Here is an 18922-nt window from a genome sequence, read left to right on the forward strand (position 1 = left end):
CGCCCCGCGCCCCGCGCCCCGCGCCCCGCGCCCCGCGCCCCGCGCCCCGCGCCCCGCGCCCCGCGCCCCGCGCCCCGCGCCCCGCGCCCAAGATCCTCACAAGATCGGGGATGTTGCTGCCTCAGCCGCGCCGGAGACAGCAACATCCCCGAAGTCGCGCGGATCTTGACGGCGCGCGCCAGCCACGACCACCGACCGGCACGGGTCTGCGGGCCGACGGGCAGCGGCACGGGCGGGCCGGGCCGGCACGGCTCAAGGTCACGCTCGATCCTGGATGTAGTGGCCTCTCGCACCGCCGACACCACTACATCCTGGATGCAGCGCGATCTTGCGGGCGGCCCAGCGGGCAGCGCGGCGGCCGGGCGGGCAGCGCGGCGACCCGGCGGGCAGCGCGACGACCCAGCGGGCAGCGCGACGACCCAGCGGGCAGCGCGACGACCCAGCGGGGGCGCGGCGACCCGGCGGAGCGGCAACCCACCAGGCCTACGACCCAACGGAGCGGCGACCCAGCGGGGCACACAGCTTTGCCCGGGAGTATGTGGCTCCGGCCCATGTGCCGACGGACACACAGCTCGTAACTTCTTGCGCCATGACGGCAGAACCCGTGGCGGTCCCCCACGTCGTACAGGTCGACCTCGCCGGTCGGACCGCCCTGGTCACCGGCGGCGGCAGCGGCATCGGGCGGGCGTGCGCCCTGCGTCTCGGCGCGGCCGGCGCGAAGGTGCTCGTGGTGGACCGCAACCTGGAGGCGGCCAAGGCCGTGGCCGCCCAGGCCGGCGGACGCGCCGAGGGCGTGGACCTGGCCGACCCGGCTGCCGTGGACGCGCTCGACGTGGACGTCGACATCGTGGTGAACAACGCGGGGCTCCAGCACGTGGCGCCGGTGCAGGATTTTCCCGTCGAGCGTTTCGAGTACATCCAGCGGGTGATGGTGGAGGCGCCGTTCCTGCTGATCCGCCGGGCGCTGCCGCACATGTACGCCCGGGGCTGGGGTCGGATCGTCAACATCTCGTCGGTGCACGGTCTGCGGGCCTCGCCGTACAAGGCGGCGTACGTCTCGGCGAAGCACGCCCTCGAAGGGCTCTCGAAGGTGGTGGCGCTGGAGGGCGCCGCGCACGGGGTGACCGCCAACTGCATCAACCCCGCGTACGTGCGGACCGCCCTGGTGGAGAGCCAGATCGCCGACCAGGCGGCCAGCCACGGTATCGAGGAGGCCGAGGTCGTCGAGAAGATCATGCTGGCCCGGGCGGCCGTCAAACGGCTGATCGAACCGGAGGAGGTGGCCGAGTTGCTGGCGTACCTCTGCTCCCCGCCGGCGGCCTTCATCACCGGCGCGTCGATCGCGCTCGACGGGGGCTGGACGGCCAACTAGTGGGTCCGCGCACAATGTCGACCATGTCGTCGCCGGTGGAGTTCCTGGAACTGCTCGCCCGCGAGGCCGCCGCGGTGGAGTTCGAGGGCCCGCTGGTGGCCGCGCGGGCCGCGGGTGTGCCGCCGGCCCGGCTGGCCGAGTTGGAGCAGGCCAAGACGGTGGCGTTGCGGGTCCGTGCGCTGCTGGAGCGCCGTCGTCGCCGGGAGACCGAGCTGTCCGGCCTGTACGACACGGTCAGTGACCTGGCCGGGCTGCGCGACCTGGACGACGTGCTGCGGGCGATCGTGCACCGGGCGCGCAACCTGCTCGGCGCCGACGTGGCGTACATGACGCTGAACGACGACGAGCGCGGCGACACGTACATGCGGGTGACCGACGGGTCCGTGTCGGCCCGCTTCCAGCGGTTGCGGCTGCCGATGGGCGCCGGCCTCGGTGGTCTGGTGGCCCAGTCCGGCGCGCCGTACGTCACCGCCAACTACGGCGAGGACGCGCGCTTTCACCACACCGGTGAGATCGACGCCGGAGTGGGCGAGGAGGGCCTGGTGGCGATCCTCGGGGTGCCGCTGCGGCTCGGGTCCACCTCGATCGGGGTGCTCTACTCGGCCAACCGCTCGGCCCGGCCGTTCGCCCGGGAGGAGGTGGCGTTGCTGGTCTCCCTGGCCGCGCACGCCGCGGTGGCGATCGACACGGCCCGGCTGCTGGCCGAGACCCGTTCGGCGCTGGCCGAGTTGTCGGCGGCGAACACCACCATCCGGGCGCACAGCAGCTCGGTGGAGCGGGCCGCGGCGGCGCACGACCGGATGACGGCGCTGGTGCTGCGCGGCGGCGGCGTGGAGGACGTGGCGGCGGCGGTGACCGACGTGCTGGGCGGGGCGCTGCTGGCGTTGGACGCCGAGGGCCGCCTGCTGGCCCGGGTCGGCGAGATCGACGAGCCGGAGCGGGCGGACATTGTCGAGGCGGTGGCCGCTTCCCGGACCGAGGGGCGCAGCGTCCGGCGTGGTCCACTGTGGTACGCGGCGGTGGTGGCGGGCGCCGAGAACCTGGGCGCGCTGGTGTTGCGTCCCAACGACGAGTTGGTCGACGCGGACCAGCGCATCCTGGAGCGGGCCGCGCTGGTGACCGCGCTGCTGCTGCTGTTCCGCCGGACGGTCGCCGAGGCGGAGGGGCGGGTCCGTGGCGAGTTGCTGGACGACCTGATCGCCCGGCCGCTGCGCGACACCGACGCGCTGCGCAGCCGGGCCCGTCGGCTCGGCGTGGACCTGGACGCGCCGCACGTGCTGGTGACGGTGGGCGACGACGCGATCGCGGCGACCGGCTCGGCGCGGCAGCGGGTGCTCTCCTGGGCCACCACGTACGCCTCGACGCGGGGTGGCCTGGCGGCGGCGCGCGACGGTCGGGTGGTCCTGATGCTGCCGGGCCAGGATGCCGGCGGCAGCGCCCGCGCGGTGGCGCGGGACCTGTCGCGGGTGACGGGCCGGCCGGTGACCGCCGGGGCGAGCGGCCCGGCGACGGGGCCGGGGGCGCTGGCGGGGACGTTCCACGAGGCGGACCGGTGCCTCACCGCCCTCGGCGCGCTGGGCCGCGCCGGTCAGGGGGCGAGCACCGCCGAGTTGGGCTTCGTCGGGCTGCTGCTGGGCACGGTGGGTGACCGGGGCGACAGGGACGTGGCGCGGTTCCTCACCACCACGGTCGGACCGGTGGTCGACTACGACGCCCGGCGCGGGACGGCGCTGGTGAAGACGCTGGAGGCGTACTTCGGGGTGGGTGGCAGCCTGGCCCGGGCCGCCGAGCAACTGCACGTGCACGTCAACACGGTGACGCAGCGGCTGGAGCGGGTCGGGCAGCTGCTCGGCGCGGACTGGCAGCGCCCCGAGCGGGCGTTGGAGGTGCAGTTGGCGCTGCGCCTGCACCGGCTGCGCGCCCCGGCGGGCTGACCCGACGCGCGGTCGAGAAGGCCCCGGCCAGGGCGCGCGGTCGGCTCAGCGGGCGCGGATGCCCTCGAGAACAGCGTCCACGACCTGCGCGGGCAGCTTGCGGTTGTCCAGCTCCGGGTTCCACTGGAGTACGCGTTGGATCAGCATCGGCCCGGTGAGCAGCGCCATGGTGACCTCGATGTCGATGTCGGGCCGGAGCAGTCCCTCGTCGATGCCGCGCCGCAGCACCTCGCGCATGAGCTGCCGCCGGGGCTCGATGATGTTCTGGTAGAGCTGGAACTGGTCCGGGCTGCGGTTCACCGCCGGCACCAGGCACGGCATGATCTTCGTCGCGCGGGGGTCGACGTTCTGCCCGACCGCGCCGACCAGCAGCAGCAGGTCGTCGCGGACGGAGTGGCCGGCCGGCTGCGGCATGATGCCCTTGAGTCGGCGCAGCGCGTCCAGCAGCAACGCGTCCTTGCCGGCCCAGCGGCGGTAGATGGTGGCCTTGCCGACGCCGGCGCGGGTGGCGATCGCCTCGATCGAGAGCGCCTCGATGGTGCTGCCCTCGGCGAGCAGGTCGAGGGTCGCCTCGATGATCGCCTCGTCGGCGCGGATGCTCCGCGGTCGCCCGGGCGACCGCGGAGCATCTGCGGTGGAGGTCATGTCGGACATCGTCCCCGAACCTAGGCCGTCCCGGCCAACTCGGGCTCGGCGGCGGGGGCCGCCGACGCCGGAGCCAGCGCGTCGCGGCCCGGCATCCACCGCAGCACCACCAGCATGCCGAGAGCCGCGACGATCGCGGACAGCGCCGCCGCCCAGTGCATGGCGGTGACGAAGGCGTCGTTGGCCGCCGAGATCAGCGTGGGCGCTGCCGGGCCGAGCTGTCCGGCGGCTGCGTACGCCCCGGAGATCGACTCGTTGGCCGCGTCCTGCGCCTGGGCGGGCAGGCCGGTCAGCGCGTCGCCCACGTCGCTGCGGTAGACCGCGCTGAGCACCGAGCCGAGGACCGCCACGCCGAGCGCGCCGGCCACCTGGCGGACGGTGTTGCTCACCGCGGAGCCGACGCCGGCCTTCTCGCGCGGCAGCGCCGACATGATGGACTCGGTGGCCGGCGGCATGATGTTGGCCATTCCGACGCCCTGGAGGAAGAAGACGACCAGCACCATCCAGATCGGGGTGGAGGCGTCGATGAAGGCGAACGCGGCCAGCGCCACCACGGTCAGCCCCAGCCCGACGGCGGCGACCGCCCGGCCGCCGTAGCGGCGGACCATCGCGGCGCTGCGCGGCGCGAAGATCAGCTGGGCCCCGGCGAAGGGCAGGAAGAGCAGACCGGTCTGCAGCGGGCTGTAGTCGCGAACCAGCTGCAGGTAGAAGGAGCTGAAGAACATCACGCCCATCGCGGCGAAGAACACCAGGCCGACGATGGCCACCGGCGCGGCGAAACGGGGCACCTTGAACAGGCGGACGTCCAGTGACGGGTGGTCGGAGCGGAGCTCGTGCCGCACGAACCAGGCCAGCACGGCGATGCCCACCAGAATCGAACCCCAGGCCACCGGACGGTCGAAGCCGTGCTCGCCACCGTCGATGATGCCGTAGGAGAGGGCCACCAGGCCGACCACGGAGAGCAGGACGCCGAGCAGGTCGACGCGGCCGGGGCGCGGGTCACGCGACTCGGGGACGAGCAGCGCCACCAGGATCACGCCGGCGACGACCACCGGGACGTTGATCAGGAAGACCGAGCCCCACCAGAAGTGCTCCAGCAGCGTGCCGCCGAGGATCGGGCCGATCGCCACGGCCAGGCCGACCGCGCCGGCCCAGACGCCGATGGCCCGGCCGCGCTCGCGGGGGTCGAAGACGTTGGAGATGATCGAGAGCGTCACCGGCATGATGGCCGCGCCGCCGACCCCCATCAGGGCGCGGGCGCCGATGAGCTGCGCGGGGCTGTCGGCGTACGCCGAGAGCAGCGACGCCAGGCCGAACAGCGCCAGCCCGATCATCAGGAAGCGCTTGCGGCCGGCGCGGTCGCCGAGCACGCCGAAGGTGAACAGCAGGCCGGCGAAGACCAGCGTGTAGGAGTTGATCGCCCACTCCAGCTCGCCCTGGCTGGCGCCGAGACCGTGTACCGGGTCGGCCAGGGTGCGGAGGGCGACGTTGAGGATCGTGTTGTCGAGGACGACGACGAGGAGGCTGATCACCAGCACCCCCAGGATCGCCCACCTCCTCGGGTGTCCTGTGTTCTCGTGCAGCTCCATGCCCGGTTCTCCCCCCGGTTGCACCCGTTCCGCAATACGATACGGGCCAGACTCGTAACGGCGAACAGACTACGACCAGCCATTAACGATACGGAACTGTTTCGTATCGGAAGTGGTCGGCGTCACGTCTCGGCGCGACGCCGCTCCCCCGGCTCCGGCACGTTCAGACAGGCGGCCACGGCGGCCGGCAGCGCGCTCAGGTGGACCGCGGGCGCGGCGAGCGGTTCGATCCAGCCCGGCCCGGCGCCGTAGACGCGCAGGCCGGGGAAATCACGGGCGAAACGCACCAGCCGGTACGCGCGCCCGGTGACCGGCGTCTGCGACCACACCACGACGGTGTACGGGCGAGCGCGGCGCACGGCGCCGCTCAGCGCGGACCACGGCAGCGCGGGTCCCAGGTGCAGGCAGCCACGCCCCCGCTCCCGCAGGGCCGCGGCGAGGGCGTGCAGACCGAGCGAGTGCGCCTCCCGCTCGGCGCCGGCCAGCAGCACCCCGCCGGTCGGCAGGGACCGCCCGGGATCCCGGCGATACACGTCCAGCCCGACCCGGACGCCCTCGGACAGGGCGTGTTCCACGGCGATCTCGCCGACGTCGCGCCCCGACATCGGCGCCAGCAGCGGCTGGCAGACCTGCTCCCAGAGCGCCGGCACGCCCCACTCGGCCGCCAACTCCAGCATCAGCGTGGCGACCCGGTTACCGTCCAGGTCCTCGGCCGCCAGCGAGACCCGCTTGAGCGCGGTCTGCACGGCGTCGGCCGGCATCGGATCGGTCAGCACAGGCGGCATCGGATCGGTCAGCACAGGCGGCATCGGATCGGTCAGCACAGACGTACCCCCGGGTCGGTGTTCGCTACCCAGGGTTCGCCGCGACCGGGCGCGGCGGATGCGCCCGGCGCGGAATTTACCGGCGGCGGGCCGACGCCGACCGGCGCGGCCCGACTTGACCGGACCTCCTAGCGTGAAGATCCACACAGCCCAGCGGAAGGCCCCCACCCCATGCCCGTCGGCTTCACCATGGCGATCATCCTCGCCGTCGCCCTGGTCGTCAGCGCCGTCGCCGCGCTCGTCGCCCCCGCCCGCTCGCTGAAGCGGGTGGCCGCCCTCGCCGCGCTCGGCTTCCTCACCCTCAGCCTGGTGGTCGGCATCGCCTCCAGCGCCCACTCGGTGCCGATCCGCTCGGTCGGCATCGTGACCAGCTTCGGCAAGCCGACCGGCGAGGTGACCGGCTCGGGCCTGAAGTGGGTGGCCCCCTGGCAGAAGGTCGGCGAGTGGGACGCGGGCCGGCAGAAGTACGACCACATCGGCGGCGACGACTGCGTCCGGGTCCGTACCGGAACGCTCGCCGACGCCTGCGTCGAGGTGCTCATCGAGTGGCAGGTCAAACCGGAGAACGCCCCCAAGCAGTTCATGGACTACAAGGGCGACTTCGTGAGCTTCCGGGGACAGCGGGTGGGCGTGCAGCTCGACAGCGCGGTCAACGACGCGTTCGCCGCGTACAACCCGCTGGAGAAGATCGACGCGCGCACCGGCGACCTCAACGTGGACCTCAAACCGTTCGCGGCGAACATCAAGACCAGCGCGGAGAGCCGCCTCGCCACGGACGTCGACATCCTGTCGGTGACCATCACCCGGGTCAACCACGACGACAAGACCGAGGGCAACATCAAGGCGTTCCAGGACAAGCTGGCGCAGACCCGCAACCTGGAGCAGGACCGTAAGAACGCCGAGATCTCCAAGCAGATCACCGAGACCAACGCGAAGGTCGACAAGGTGACCCGATGCCTGGAGATCGCCGAGAAGAACGGCGCGAACCCGGGCCTGTGCATCAACCCGGGCATCGTCACCGGCAAGTGACCCGGGGCGGGGCTCGGACCATCCGACGCAGCGCGTCTTCCACGGCGTCCGTCAACGGATCACCCTCCGTCGCCGGCGACAGGTCTGCAGTCGTCGGCGCAGAGCGCCGGGTTCGCCCTGGGGTCCCCTCTCGTCGGCGTGGCGATCGACCTCTCCGTACCGGCCGGCGGCTTCGCGGCGGCCGGGATCGCCGGCCTCGCCGCCGCGCTGGCCGGACGCCTCCTGTCCCGCAGCTCGCTAGGCGTACCGGAACAGCGGAGGGAAGGCGAGGACCACGATCCAGGCCCAGGCGGCGTACACCGGCAGGTAGCCGGTCTGCCAGCGTTCGAGGGCCGCGAACGGCGTACGCCGACGGACGAAGCTCAGCAGGAGCCAGGCCGACCACGCGAGGTTGACCAGCAGGACCACGTTCTCGCCGAGGGCCGCCGCCCGGTTGGGCGTACCGCCGTAGTCGTCGGTGATCCGCCCGGTGATCTCGAACAGCACCAGCAGGTCGATGGCCAGCGCGCTGAGCACCAGCGCCAGCTGGAGCTTGTCGAACGCGCCGGGCGGGGCCAGCGGGTCGCGGGCCGACAACGAGTAGAGCAGCAGCCCCAGCACCACGACCAGCAGCAGGTCGAACAGGATCAGCGCCTCGCGCTCGACGTCGATGCCGTGGCTGGTCCAGACGACGGCGACGAGGAAGGCCAGGAGCGCGGCCGTGAACAGCGGGGTGAACAGCCGGGTGAGGACGGGCGCGATGTTCTCGACGACGCTCTGCTTGGCCTCGACCAGCCACCCGGCCACGACGACCGCGGCCGCCGCGCCGCAGGGTAGGAGCCACTGCGAGACGAACGCCTCCGGGACGATGCCGATGGCCGCGAAGGTGTTGAACAGGAAGGCGGCGAGCACTCCACCACCGAGGGCCATCAGCACGAAGTAGATGAACCACTCCCCGGTGAAGCGGATGAAGTCCATGCGTCGACGTGTCGAGCGCCAGTCGTCGGCGACGTAGGCCAGACCGACCACGAGCCACAGCGCGATCGGTAGGTGGACGCTGGTGACGACGATGGACTGCGAGTCGCCCGCCAGCGGGTAGACGTTGGCCGCCAGCGCGCCGAGGACGAACAGCGCCACCAGCGCCACGACCACCGCCGGCCGGGCTCGGCGCCGCCAGGCGAGGAACGCCGCCAGCCAGGGCAGCGCGAACAGGGTGAAGTTACGCGTGTAGAACGAGCCGTCGCCGTCGAAGGTCAGCCCGAACAGCGCCGGCACCTTCACCGACGCCACCGCGCCGGCCGCCGCGCCGAGCATCACCCACAGGTCCCGTCGGGAACGCGTGCCGGCGTCCGAGGCGCCGGAGTCGCCGGTGAGCACGAGCTGCTTCCAGAGCCGCTCCGAGTGTTCCCGGGCGAACTCCCGGGACAACTCGTCGAGGCTGCCCATCCGTTTCACGGCGACCAGGAACGCCTCGTCCGCGCTGAGGCCCGCCGCGACGAGCGCGTCGACGGAACCGCGGAGATGGTCCTCCAGCTCGTCGGCGTCGGCCGGGCTCAGCGTCCCGCGGCGCAGCACGTACTGACGCCACTGCGTCACCTGCGCCTCCAACTCGCGCGGGCCTTCGTGCTCGTGGGGACCGTCGTACACCGTCATGCGAGACCCTCCAGCGGACGCGGCGTCAGCGGCGCGCGGTCGTGCCAGACCGCCTTGAGCGCGCCCACGACCGTGTCCCACTGCCGGCGCTGCTCGGCCAGCTCGGCCCGGCCCCGGTCGGTGATCCGGTAGTACTTGCGCCTGCGCTCGCCGGCGACCGCCTGCCAGCTCGACTCCACGAAGCCGAGACGTTCGAGCCGGTGCAGCAACGGATAGAGCAGCCCCTCGGTCCAGTCCAGCTCACCGCCGGACAGCTCGTTGATCCGCCGGAGGATGGCGTAGCCGTAGCTGTCCCCCTCGGCCAGGATGCCGAGCACCATCGGCGTCGCCGACGCGGCGACCAGATCCTTGGCGACCTTCACGGGACCTCCCGTCCAACCCTAGAAGTACGATGCATAGTACTGCTAGGTATTTTCCCGCCGCAACGACTCCGCCACCGAAAACCCGTCGAAGGTCGCGGCCGATCCCGCGACAATGGCCGACGTGCCGGAGATCGAGGTCGTCGTCGCCCATTCCGAGCGGGCGACCGTACGTGCCGGGGACGTGTTTCTCAAGATCGACGCTGATCCGGATCACGCGGACGTCGAGGTGGCGGCGATGGCGCTGGCGCCCGTGCCGACCCCGCAGGTCCTCTGGCACAACCCGCCCGTGCTCGCGCTCGCCGCCCTGCGCGGGCGGGCGCTCGGCCGCCTGGGCGAGCCGTCGACCGCGCCGGCCACGGCGTGGGTCGCGGCGGGCGCCGCCGTACGGAGGCTGCACGACGCGCCGCTGCCGCCCTGGCCCGGTCGGAGTCTCGACGAGTTGGCCACGCGGCTCGACCGCGAGTGCGCCTGGCTCGTCGCGAACGGCGCTCTCCCCACCGACCTGGTCACCCGCAACCGGCACATCGCCGAGGCGGCGCTCCGGCCGTGGACGCCGGTCTTCACGCACGGCGACCTGCAGGTGGGCCACGTGTTCGTCGACGATGACGAGGTCACCGGCGTCCTCGACTGGTCCGAGGCGGCCCGGGGCGACGCCCTGTTCGACCTCGCCACGCTGACGCTCGGCCACGAGGAGCGCCTCGGTGATGTCCTGGCCGGCTACGGTGCCGACGTCGACCTCGACGTGATCCGGGCGTGGTGGTCGTGGCGCAGCCTGGTGGTGATCCGTTGGCTGACCGAGCACGGCTTCGACCCGTCGGCGCCCGGCTGCGAGGTCGACGTGCTGCGGGCGCGGATGTGACGAGCGTCAGGGGATGAGGCGGTCGAGCAGCTCGAACCGCTCGTACGGCTGGTCGTAGTCGCCGAAGTGGCCGTCGTCGCGCACGATCTGGGTGCCGCCGAGCCGCTCGAACATCGCGCGTCCCTGCCGGTCGTCGCAGCCGTACGGATCCTCGCGCGAGTTGACGAAGTAGATGTCCCGCACGTGCGACCGGATCGCCGCCCAGTCGTAGCGCTCCTGCAGGACGGGCTCGTCGCTCGTGTTGGGCCGGGTGCAGTAGCCGGCGACCAGGATCGCCTGGGCCACGGTCACCTCGACGTGCTCCAGGAGCGCCAGCAGCAGGGCCGCGCCGCCGGAGTGGCCCACCAGCACCGTCTCCTCGTCGAAGTGGTGCCCGGCCAGCACCGTCGGCAGGAACGTCGCGATCGGCTCGACGTTGACACCCGGCAGGTGCGGCACCTCGACGGCGTAACCCCGGGCCTCCAGCCGCCGGGCCAGCCAGCGGTACCAGACGACGTCCGGGTTACCGCCGGTGCCGTGGAAGATGATCGCGTTCCGTCCCACCGTGCCCCCTCCGCATCGACGTCGTGATCAAACCACCTGACCGCCAGCAGGACGAGAGGGATTCCCGGTCGTCGGTACGGGCTGGTCGTACAGCGCCGACACCCACAGGCGGGTGAGCGTGTCGACCAGCACCGCCCGGTCGTCGAACGGCGGCACCCCGCACGCGGCCAGGTAGTAGAGCCGCTCGCCGGTCCAGGTCAGCGTTGCGGCGAGCGCGTGCACGTCGACACCGTCGAGCCGGGCCGAGACAGCGGGGTCCGCCCGACGATCGGCCTCGATCCGTGCGACCGTCGCGTCGGTGAACGTCGCCATCTGGCCCAGCCACAGCTCGCGCAACTGCGGGTCGGACGCCCAGGTCTCCACGATCGCGCGCAGCACGGCGGCATTGGCGAGCCAGAGTTCGGCACCGGCGTCGATGCCCGCTCGCAGCGTCTCGCGCGGGTCGGCGGCCGCCTGCACCCACGGTTGGGCGGCCTCGTGACCGGCACCGACCGCCCGACGTACCAGCTCGGCCAGCACCGCCTGTTTGCCGGCGAAGTAGAAGTAGAAGCTGGCCCGCGAGACGCCTGCGGCGGTGATGATGTCGGCCACGCTGAGCGTGTCGAAAGTGCGTTCGCGCAGCAGTTCACGAAGTGCGTTCAAGACACGTTCGCGCAGCTCGGCGCGGCTCTGCTGCGGGTCGTCACGGCGGGCCATCACAGGCCGCAGCCTACCTGATAGAGCATCTGGACACTGTGACCAGACAGGGCGTATGGTCGGGCGCATGACCGAGGTTACCGACCGCACCGCGCAGTTCCTCGACCCGCCCGAGCACCGCTGGGCACCCCACCGGCACCTGAGCGACGTCGCTGCCGAGTTCGTTGCGACGGAGTTCGCATGAGGTACACGACGTTCGGGCGGACCGGGCTGCGAGTGTCCGAGTTGGTGCTCGGCGCGATGACGTTCGGTGAACAGGGTGGCGTCGGTGCGCCGATCGAAGAGTGCCGCCGCATCCTCGACGCCTACGCCGAGGCCGGCGGCAACGTCGTTGACACCGCCATCAACTACCGCGGCGGCGCCAGCGAGGAGATGCTCGGCGAGCTGCTCGCCGGGCGGCGCGACAGGTTCGTCGTGGCCACGAAGTACACGGTGACCCGTGATTCGGCCGACCCCAACGGTGGTGGCAGCCACCGCAAGAACCTCAGGCTGTCGCTGGAGACCAGCCTGCGCCGGCTGCGCACCGACCACGTCGACGTCTACTGGGTGCACATCTGGGACCAGCGCACGCCCATCGACGAGACCATGCGGGCACTCGACGACGCGGTCACCGCCGGCAAGGTCCTCTATGTCGGGGTGTCGGACACCCCTGCCTGGGTGGTCTCCCGCGCGAACACGTTGGCCGAGTGGCGCGGCTGGAGCCCGTTCGCCGGCCTCCAGGTGCCGTACAGCCTCGTCAACCGCGACGCCGAGCGGGAACTGTTGCCCATGGCCGAGGCGTACGGCATGACCGTGACGGCCTGGAGCCCGCTCGGCGGCGGCGTGCTGTCCGGCAAGTACAACGCCGGCCCGCCGCAGGAGAGGACGCGGCTGAGCCGGGACACGATCGGCGACCGCGACCTCACTGTGGCGCAGGTCGTGCAGGAGGTCGCCGGCGAGCTGGGCGTCACCCCGGCGCAGGTGGCCCTCGCCTGGACCCGCCTCCGCAGCGGCGTGCTGCCGATCATCGGCGCGCGGACCGTGGAACAACTCCGGGACAACCTGGGCTGCACCGCGGTCACGCTGCCGCCGGAACTGGCCCTGCGGCTGGAGACGGCCACCGGGTTCCGTCTCGGCTTCCCGGCCGATTTCATCGCCGAGACCAGACAGTGGGTGCTCGGCGCCGCCGCGTGACCCCGGTGGCCGCCGGCCAGCGACAAAGGCGTCCGGGCCGGCGGCGGTCGACGTTTACCCGCGCCGTCATCTGCCGCGACCGCGGCACTCCGGGATAGCCTTGGCGCATATGGCTACCTATCGCAGCGCCTCAGTGCTTCTCTCCTCGGACGGCACCAGGACCCCTGGCACCGCCGCCCTCTTCGCCGAGCCCGCCCGCAAAGGTGGGACCCGGCCGTGGGCCGGCGACTTCCGTCCCGCCAACAGCGCCGGAAATGGTCCCAAGAACGCGATCGGCAAGACCTTCACGTTGGAGCTGCCCGACGGCAGCACCGGCAAGGTCGTCGTCCAGAGCCTCAAGAGCGGAAGGGGTGGCGTCGTACTGGCGCTGATGGGCGAGGACGCACCACCCTTCTGAGCGAAGCCGATCTCCGGCCGGTGCCGCCGGCCGGAGATCGCCAGCGGGTGAGCCTGCTCGGCTCAGTCCAGTGTCACCACCCAGCGGGCACCCTCGCCTCGGGCGAGCCGGTCGAACGCGGCGGGCGCCTCGCCCAGCGCGACCGTGCCGCTGACCAGCACGCGCAGGTCCAGTGCACCGTCGGCCAGTTCGGCGGCCAGCACCGGCACCTCACGGTCCGGGTCGGACGAGCCGTACACCGAGGAGCGCAGCGTACGGGCGGAGTGGAAGATGTCGAGCGCGCCGAGGCTGACCATGTCGTCCTTCGCGCCCATGCCGACCACGGTGACCGAGCCCCCGCGCCGGGTGAGCCGCCAGGCCGCCCGGATGGTGGCGGCCCGACCCACGCACTCGAAGGCGTGGTCGACGCCCCGCCCCTCGGTGCGAGCCCGCACCTCCTTGGAGAGCCGATCGTCGGAGAGCAGGAAGTCGGTGGCTCCGGCGGCCAGGGCCAGGTCACGCTTCGCCTCGGCCACGTCCACGGCGAGGATCGTCGTGGCACCCGCCCGGCGTGCCGCGCTGAGCACGGCGAGCCCGACCCCGCCGAGCCCGACGACGGCGACCGACTCGCCGGACGCCACCCGGGCGGTGTTCCGGACCGCGCCGAGGCCGGTGAGCACCGCGCAGCCGAGCAGCGCGGCCTGCTCGACCGGCAGGCCGACGGGGATCGGTACGACAGCGCTCTCCGGGACCACCACCGCCTCGGCGAGCGCGCCGAGACCGAGGGTCAGGTGCAGCGGAACCCCGTCCTCGGTCTCGCCCCGCGGCACGGTCGGGGCCGTCGTGTCGGCGCACAGCCACGGCTCGCCGCGTCGGCACCACCAGCAGGCCCGGCAGGCGGGCGCCCAGTTGAGCACCACCGGTGTGCCGACCGTCAGCCCGCCGCCCGGCCCGACCTCGGCCACCACCCCGGTCGCCTCGTGCCCGAGCACCAGCGGGAACCTCGCGGCGATCGTGCCGTTCACCATGGACAGGTCGGAGTGGCAGACACCGGCCGCCCGGATCGTCACCCGCACCTCGCCGGGGCCGGGCGCGGGCAGTCGTACCCGCTCGACCCGCAGCTCGGCCCCGCGTTCGCGGGCGACCAGCGCGCGGACGACGACCGGCGCGGACGCCGGCTCGGCGGCGCCGCCCGGCGCGGCCGATGTCAGCTCGGGGCCGGTCATCGCTGGATCGCCTTTACCTCGCAGAACTCGGCGAGCCCGTGCGTGCCCAGCTCCCGGCCGAGGCCGGACTGCTTGTAGCCGCCGAAGGGAGCGAGCGGGTTGAACGGCGCGCCGTTGATGTCGACGGCCCCGGTCCGCAGGCGTCGCGCCACCGCGAGCGCCGCGTCGGTGTCGGCGGACCAGACCGCGCCGGCCAACCCGTACCGCGAGTTGTTGGCGATGGCCACGGCCTCGTCGGTGTCGTCGAACGGGATGACCGCGAGGACCGGGCCGAAGACCTCCTCCTGGGCGAGCGCGCTGTCCGGACGCACGTCGGCGAAGACGGTCGGGGCGACGAAGTGCCCGCGCGCCGGGACCGGGGCGTCCGGGCCGCCGACGACCAGCCGCGCGCCGTCGGCGAGCGCCCGGTCGACGTGACCGCGTACCCGCTGCGCCTGCGCAGCGGAGACGAGCGGGCCCAGCCGGGTGGCCGGGTCGAACGGGTCGCCGAGGCGGTAACCGGAGACCGCCGCCGCGACCAGGTCGAGCGCCTCGTCGTACCGGTCACGGTGCACCAGCATCCTGGTCCACGCCGTGCAGGTCTGCCCGGAGTTGAGCAGGGCGTTGCCCACGCCCACCTTGACCGCGGTGGCCAGGTCGGCGTCGCCGAGGATCACGTTGGCGGACTTGCCGCCCAGCTCCAGCGCGACCCGGGTGATCCGGTCGGCGGCGAGCCGCATGATCCGGCTGCCGGTGGCGGTGCTGCCGGTGAACGACACCAGGTCGACGTCCGGGTGCCCGGCGAGCGCCTCGCCCGCCACCGCGCCGGTGCCGGGGACCAGGTTGAGCACGCCCGGCGGCAGGCCGGCCTCGGTGACCGCGTCGAAGAGCAGGTACGCGGTCAGCGGGGTCAGCTCGCTCGGCTTGAGCACGACCGTGCAGCCGGCGGCGAGCGCGGACGCCACCTTGGCCATCACCTGGTGCAGGGGGTAGTTCCACGGGGTGATCGCGCCGACCACGCCGATCGGCTCGCGGACGACGAGAGAGTTGCCGATGCTCTCCTCGACCGGCGGACGGGCGGCGAGCGCGACGTGGTCGCGCAGCACCGTCAGCGGGAGCCCGACCTGCACGCGGGTAGCGAGCTTGAGCGGCGAGCCCTGCTCCACGGCGATGGTGCGGGCGAGGTCGTCGGCACGGGCGGCGAGCGCGGTGTGCAGCCGGTCGAGGTGCGCGGAGCGTTCCGCGGGCGCGGTGGCCGCCCAGCCCGCGAAGGCGGCGCGGGCGGCGGTGACGGCGGCGTCCACATCGGCCGCCGTGCCGGCGGGGACCTGGCCGACGGTGTCCCCGGTGCTCGGATTCTCCACGTCGAGCACGTCGGCGCCGGCGGGCGGCGTCCACTCGCCGCCGATGTGCAGGTGACGCCGGAGGCGCAGGGTGTCGGGGAGCGGCGACGGCGGTGCGGCGAGGTCCATGGCGTCCCTTCGGGGGGTGGGCGACGGGCGGCTCAGCGGCGGACGGACGATGAAACTAGCGCTGGGAGTTTGGACGCTACCCGCTGGACTGCCCGGACTCCACCGCGCCGAGGGGGCCGACGGCGCGGTCGTACTCGGCGGCCAGCCCGTGCAGCAGCGCGTCCAGGCCGAGGGCGAAGGCGCCCTCGTCGACGCTCTGCTGGTGCTCGGCGAGCCGGTGCGCCTGGCCCAGGTGCGGGTAGTGCGCGGCGTACAGCTCGGGATCCTCGACGAAGCCGCGAGCGAACGAGCCGAGCGCCGACCCGGCCACGAAGTAGCGCAGCGCCGCGCCGATGTGGGTGGCGCGGGCCGGCGGCCAGCCGGCGCGGACGAGACCGCCGTAGACCGCGTCCGCCATGGCGAGCGCGGCCGGACGTCGACCCGGCCCCTGCGCCAGGTACGGCACGATGTTCGGGTGCGCGGTGAGCGCCCGCCGGTACGACCACGCCCAATCGCGCAGCGCGGCGGCCCAGTCACGGCTGGCGAATCCGCTGGTGTCGACGGCGCCGGTGACCCCGTCGGCGACCGCGTCGAGGATCTCGTCCTTGGTGGCGAAGTGGTTGTAGAGCGAGGGCCCCTGGACGCTCAACGCGGCGGCGAGCCGGCGGGTGGAGAAGGCGGGCAGGCCCTCGGCGTCGATCAGCGCGGTGGCTGTCTCGACGATCAGCTGCCGGGTGAGCCGGGGCTGGCGGGGTCGGGGCACAACGCTCCTCGCGGGACTGGACTCAGCAAAACTTACACCGCTAGTTTAGTGGTGACCGGCCGCGCCGACGCCAGGAGGACCATCGTGGACTTTTCGCTCACCGACGAGGAGCGGGCGGTGCGGGACACCGCCCGGTCGTTCATCCAACGCGAGGTGATGCCGCTGGAGGCGGAGGTGCTTCGCCGGGAGCGGGCCCACCAGCCGAGTCTGGACCATTCCGAGGTCCGCGAGCTGCAACTCAAGGCCCGCAAGTTCGGCTTCTGGGGTCTCGCGACCCCCGAGGAGTACGGCGGGATGAACCTGCCGGCCGTCCTCCAGTCGCTGATCTGGACAGAGCTGGGCCACACGTTCGTGCCGTTCCGCTTCGGCGGCGAGGCCGACAACATCCTGTTCCACGCCACCGAGGAGCAGAAGCAGGAGTTCCTCATCCCGACGATCGAGGGTGAGCGCCGGTCCTGCTTCGCGATCACCGAACCGGGCGCCGGCTCGGACGCCGCCAACATCCGGCTCTCCGCCCGCCGCGACGGCGACGACTGGATCCTCGACGGCGAGAAGACCTTCATCACCGGCGGTCACGACGCCGACTTCGCCATCGTCGTCGCGGTGACCGACCGGGAGAAGGGCGCCCGCAACGGCGGCGCGACCGCCTTCCTGGTGGACCGGGCCATGGGCTGGCGCTCGGAGTTCATCCAGACCATGGGCGAGGGCGGCCCGGCGTCCCTCATCTTCGACGGCGTACGGGTGCCACACCGCAACATCCTCGGCGAGATCGGGCAGGGCTTCACCCTCGGCATGGAGTGGATCGGCAAGGGCCGCTACACCATCCCGTCGCACGCCGTCGGCATCGCCGAGCGGGTCCTGCAGATGGCCATCGAGTACGCCAACACCCGGGAGACCTTCGGCGCGAAGATCGGCACCAACCAGGCCATCCAGTGGATGATCGCCGACTCGGAGACCGAACTGGAGGCGGCCCGCTGGCTGATCCTGCGCTCGGCGTGGACCGTCGACCAGGGCCTCGACCCCCGGCACGCGTCGTCGATGGGCAAGTTGTACGGCGCGCAGATGGTCAACCGGGTCGTCGACCGGGTGCTCCAGATCCACGGCGGTATGGGCTACACCCGGGAGCTGCCCATCGAACGCTGGTACCGGCAGGTCCGGCTCTACCGCATCTTCGAGGGCACCGACGAGATGCAGCGGCTCATCATCTCCCGGGACCTGCTGCGCGGGTACACGAAGATCGGCGGTCACCTGGCCTGAGCCCGAATGTCAGTCCTCTGCTCCTGAGCGCCGGCCGGCCGTGCCCCACTGCGGGGCGCGGCCGGCCTTCCGGCCTCAGCCGACGAGCGCCGTCAGCGCCGCGTCCACGTCCGCCTCGGTCGAGTAGAGGTGGAACGAGGCGCGGACCCGGCCGGCCCGGACCGCCGCCCGGATGCCAGCCGCCGCGAGGCGCTGTTCCGCGTCGGGCACGTCAACGGCGACGATGGCGCTGTCCCCCGCCGGCCGGCCCAGGCCGGTCAGGAACCGGTTGGCCAGCGCCACGTTGTGCGCCTGGATCGCCGGCACGCCGATCTCGGCGACCAGCTCCATGGCGGGGGCCGCGCCCACCCAGCTGAACCAGGCCGGCGAGATGTCGAACCGGCGGGCATCGTCCGCCAGCCGCAACGGCAGGCCGTAATAGGAGGCGTGCGGGTCCTGCCCGGCGAACCAGCCGGCCGCGTCCGGGCGCAGCCGCTCGCGCAGGGCGGGGGCCAGATAGGCGTACGCGGTGCCGCGCGGGTTCATCAGCCACTTGTAACCGCCCACGGCCACCACGTCGGCCCGGCTGCCGTCGAACGGCAGCCACCCGCACGCCTGGGTCGCGTCCACCACCACCAGCGCGCCGTGCGCGCGGGCGGCGGCCACGATCTCGTCGTACGCGGCGACGGCGCCGTCGGACGACTGCACCAGGCTGAACGCGACCACGTCCGTGTCGGCGTCGATCGCGTCGACGAGCCCGTCCACTGGCACGGTGCGGACCGTGACGCCGCGCTCCTCCTGCACCAGCCAGGGGAACAGGTTCGAGGTGAACTCGATGTCCGGAACGACCACGGTGGCGCCGGCCGGCAGGGCCGCCGCCACCGGCGCGAGCATCTGGGAGACCGTCGCGCCGACGGCCACGTCGACGTCAGGCACCCCGATCAGACCGGCGAACGTCGTCCGGGCCCGCTGCACCGAGTCGCCCCAGCCCTCCCAGGAGGTGCTACCGACACGCCACTGGGCCAGGGAGTCCTGCAACGCCGTCCAGCCCGGCTCGGGCGGCAAGCCGTACGAGGCGGTGTTCAACCAGCCGGGCTCCGGCTTCCACAACTGCTGCGCCTGCGCGATCTCCATACCACCGACGTTAGGCCTGGTCACCGCCGGTGAACCACGGCCAATCGGCAATCGGCAGCCTGCCAGCGGGCATCCCTGCTCGCGACCCGGACGCACGGC

Annotated in this window: 18 protein-coding genes; 7 read left to right on the forward strand and 11 right to left on the reverse strand. The window is 72.8% G+C overall.

All coding sequences use genetic code 11. The features are described from left to right. Positions 1-589: 589 nt before the first annotated feature. On the forward strand, positions 590-1372 hold the full coding sequence (locus AB0I89_RS03485) for a 3-hydroxybutyrate dehydrogenase (RefSeq protein ID WP_357119513.1): 783 nt from the start codon (positions 590-592) through the stop codon (positions 1370-1372). A gap of 14 nt (positions 1373-1386) precedes the next feature. Continuing rightward, the gene (locus tag AB0I89_RS03490) at positions 1387-3306 is read left to right on the forward strand and encodes a helix-turn-helix domain-containing protein (RefSeq protein ID WP_357119516.1); all 1920 of its coding nucleotides are present in this window, start codon (positions 1387-1389) and stop codon (positions 3304-3306) included. A gap of 45 nt (positions 3307-3351) precedes the next feature. Here AB0I89_RS03490 and AB0I89_RS03495 read toward each other — a convergent pair whose 3' ends face one another. The 3 genes from AB0I89_RS03495 to AB0I89_RS03505 all read right to left on the reverse strand — a co-directional run bounded on the left by AB0I89_RS03495 (position 3352) and on the right by AB0I89_RS03505 (position 6325). Continuing rightward, positions 3352-3960 (reverse strand): TetR/AcrR family transcriptional regulator, encoded by a 609-nt coding sequence (locus AB0I89_RS03495; protein ID WP_357119519.1) that lies wholly within the window; start codon positions 3958-3960, stop codon positions 3352-3354. 11 nt (positions 3961-3971) lie between these two features. Then, positions 3972-5540, reverse strand: a complete 1569-nt coding sequence (locus tag AB0I89_RS03500; RefSeq protein WP_357119522.1) for an MFS transporter — start codon at positions 5538-5540, stop codon at positions 3972-3974. A gap of 122 nt (positions 5541-5662) precedes the next feature. Continuing rightward, entirely contained in the window at positions 5663-6325 is a 663-nt protein-coding gene (locus tag AB0I89_RS03505) for a transcriptional regulator (protein ID WP_357120740.1), read from the reverse strand. A gap of 210 nt (positions 6326-6535) precedes the next feature. Here AB0I89_RS03505 and AB0I89_RS03510 point away from each other — a divergent pair, with 210 nt between their 5' ends. Beyond that, a complete protein-coding gene (locus AB0I89_RS03510) occupies positions 6536-7393 on the forward strand; it encodes an SPFH domain-containing protein (RefSeq protein ID WP_357119525.1) in 858 nt (285 codons plus the stop codon). Positions 7394-7630: 237 nt separating this feature from the next. On the opposite strand, the gene AB0I89_RS03515 is transcribed toward AB0I89_RS03510, so the two are convergent. Further along, the gene (locus AB0I89_RS03515; RefSeq protein ID WP_357119529.1) at positions 7631-9025 is read right to left on the reverse strand and encodes a permease prefix domain 1-containing protein; all 1395 of its coding nucleotides are present in this window, start codon (positions 9023-9025) and stop codon (positions 7631-7633) included. Continuing rightward, positions 9022-9387, reverse strand: coding sequence for a PadR family transcriptional regulator (locus tag AB0I89_RS03520; RefSeq protein ID WP_357119532.1), 366 nt, complete (start codon positions 9385-9387; stop codon positions 9022-9024). Before AB0I89_RS03520 ends, AB0I89_RS03515 begins: the two co-directional genes overlap by 4 nt. 112 nt (positions 9388-9499) lie before the next feature. Here AB0I89_RS03520 and AB0I89_RS03525 point away from each other — a divergent pair, with 112 nt between their 5' ends. Continuing rightward, positions 9500-10246 carry an aminoglycoside phosphotransferase family protein gene (locus AB0I89_RS03525; RefSeq protein WP_357119535.1) on the forward strand — a complete coding sequence of 249 codons (747 nt, stop codon included), beginning with the start codon at positions 9500-9502 and terminating at the stop codon, positions 10244-10246. A 6-nt stretch (positions 10247-10252) separates the two neighbouring features. Here the strand turns inward: AB0I89_RS03525 and AB0I89_RS03530 are convergent, their stop codons facing one another. Then, positions 10253-10789 (reverse strand): alpha/beta hydrolase, encoded by a 537-nt coding sequence (locus tag AB0I89_RS03530; protein WP_357119539.1) that lies wholly within the window; start codon positions 10787-10789, stop codon positions 10253-10255. 27 nt (positions 10790-10816) lie between these two features. Beyond that, a complete protein-coding gene (locus AB0I89_RS03535; RefSeq protein ID WP_357120743.1) occupies positions 10817-11485 on the reverse strand; it encodes a TetR/AcrR family transcriptional regulator in 669 nt (222 codons plus the stop codon). Positions 11486-11665: 180 nt separating this feature from the next. On the opposite strand from AB0I89_RS03535, the gene AB0I89_RS03540 reads away from it, so the two are divergent. Then, positions 11666-12658 carry an aldo/keto reductase gene (locus AB0I89_RS03540; protein WP_357119541.1) on the forward strand — a complete coding sequence of 331 codons (993 nt, stop codon included), beginning with the start codon at positions 11666-11668 and terminating at the stop codon, positions 12656-12658. A gap of 109 nt (positions 12659-12767) precedes the next feature. After that, positions 12768-13055: a hypothetical protein gene (locus AB0I89_RS03545; RefSeq protein ID WP_355053485.1), complete on the forward strand. Its 288-nt coding sequence runs from the start codon at positions 12768-12770 to the stop codon at positions 13053-13055. Between the two features lie 62 nt (positions 13056-13117). On the opposite strand, the gene AB0I89_RS03550 is transcribed toward AB0I89_RS03545, so the two are convergent. The 3 genes from AB0I89_RS03550 to AB0I89_RS03560 all read right to left on the reverse strand — a co-directional run bounded on the left by AB0I89_RS03550 (position 13118) and on the right by AB0I89_RS03560 (position 16453). After that, the gene (locus AB0I89_RS03550) at positions 13118-14260 is read right to left on the reverse strand and encodes a zinc-binding dehydrogenase (RefSeq protein ID WP_357119546.1); all 1143 of its coding nucleotides are present in this window, start codon (positions 14258-14260) and stop codon (positions 13118-13120) included. Further along, entirely contained in the window at positions 14257-15711 is a 1455-nt protein-coding gene (locus AB0I89_RS03555; RefSeq protein WP_357119549.1) for an aldehyde dehydrogenase family protein, read from the reverse strand. Before AB0I89_RS03555 ends, AB0I89_RS03550 begins: the two co-directional genes overlap by 4 nt. A gap of 76 nt (positions 15712-15787) precedes the next feature. Next, positions 15788-16453: a TetR/AcrR family transcriptional regulator C-terminal domain-containing protein gene (locus tag AB0I89_RS03560; protein ID WP_357119552.1), complete on the reverse strand. Its 666-nt coding sequence runs from the start codon at positions 16451-16453 to the stop codon at positions 15788-15790. 84 nt (positions 16454-16537) lie between these two features. Between AB0I89_RS03560 and AB0I89_RS03565 the strand changes: the two genes are divergently transcribed. Further along, entirely contained in the window at positions 16538-17710 is a 1173-nt protein-coding gene (locus tag AB0I89_RS03565; protein WP_357119555.1) for an acyl-CoA dehydrogenase family protein, read from the forward strand. A gap of 75 nt (positions 17711-17785) precedes the next feature. Here AB0I89_RS03565 and AB0I89_RS03570 read toward each other — a convergent pair whose 3' ends face one another. Then, the gene (locus tag AB0I89_RS03570; protein ID WP_357119558.1) at positions 17786-18823 is read right to left on the reverse strand and encodes an aminotransferase class V-fold PLP-dependent enzyme; all 1038 of its coding nucleotides are present in this window, start codon (positions 18821-18823) and stop codon (positions 17786-17788) included. Between the last annotated feature and the right edge of the window lie 99 nt (positions 18824-18922).

The organism is Micromonospora sp. NPDC049801, assembly GCF_040656575.1.
Lineage (GTDB): Bacteria > Actinomycetota > Actinomycetes > Mycobacteriales > Micromonosporaceae > Micromonospora.

Excerpts from the sequence above, each read along its gene's own strand:
- AB0I89_RS03485 (WP_357119513.1), top strand. The coding sequence starts at position 590 with ATGACGGCAGAACCCGTGGCGGTCCCCCACGTCGTACAGGTCGACCTC.
- AB0I89_RS03490 (WP_357119516.1), top strand. The coding sequence starts at position 1,387 with ATGTCGACCATGTCGTCGCCGGTGGAGTTCCTGGAACTGCTCGCCCGC.
- AB0I89_RS03495 (WP_357119519.1), bottom strand. The coding sequence starts at position 3,960 with ATGTCCGACATGACCTCCACCGCAGATGCTCCGCGGTCGCCCGGGCGA.
- AB0I89_RS03500 (WP_357119522.1), bottom strand. The coding sequence starts at position 5,540 with ATGGAGCTGCACGAGAACACAGGACACCCGAGGAGGTGGGCGATCCTG.
- AB0I89_RS03505 (WP_357120740.1), bottom strand. The coding sequence starts at position 6,325 with ATGCCGCCTGTGCTGACCGATCCGATGCCGGCCGACGCCGTGCAGACC.
- AB0I89_RS03510 (WP_357119525.1), top strand. The coding sequence starts at position 6,536 with ATGCCCGTCGGCTTCACCATGGCGATCATCCTCGCCGTCGCCCTGGTC.
- AB0I89_RS03515 (WP_357119529.1), bottom strand. The coding sequence starts at position 9,025 with ATGACGGTGTACGACGGTCCCCACGAGCACGAAGGCCCGCGCGAGTTG.
- AB0I89_RS03525 (WP_357119535.1), top strand. The coding sequence starts at position 9,500 with ATGGCCGACGTGCCGGAGATCGAGGTCGTCGTCGCCCATTCCGAGCGG.
- AB0I89_RS03535 (WP_357120743.1), bottom strand. The coding sequence starts at position 11,485 with ATGGCCCGCCGTGACGACCCGCAGCAGAGCCGCGCCGAGCTGCGCGAA.
- AB0I89_RS03540 (WP_357119541.1), top strand. The coding sequence starts at position 11,666 with ATGAGGTACACGACGTTCGGGCGGACCGGGCTGCGAGTGTCCGAGTTG.
- AB0I89_RS03545 (WP_355053485.1), top strand. The coding sequence starts at position 12,768 with ATGGCTACCTATCGCAGCGCCTCAGTGCTTCTCTCCTCGGACGGCACC.
- AB0I89_RS03550 (WP_357119546.1), bottom strand. The coding sequence starts at position 14,260 with ATGACCGGCCCCGAGCTGACATCGGCCGCGCCGGGCGGCGCCGCCGAG.
- AB0I89_RS03555 (WP_357119549.1), bottom strand. The coding sequence starts at position 15,711 with ATGGACCTCGCCGCACCGCCGTCGCCGCTCCCCGACACCCTGCGCCTC.
- AB0I89_RS03570 (WP_357119558.1), bottom strand. The coding sequence starts at position 18,823 with ATGGAGATCGCGCAGGCGCAGCAGTTGTGGAAGCCGGAGCCCGGCTGG.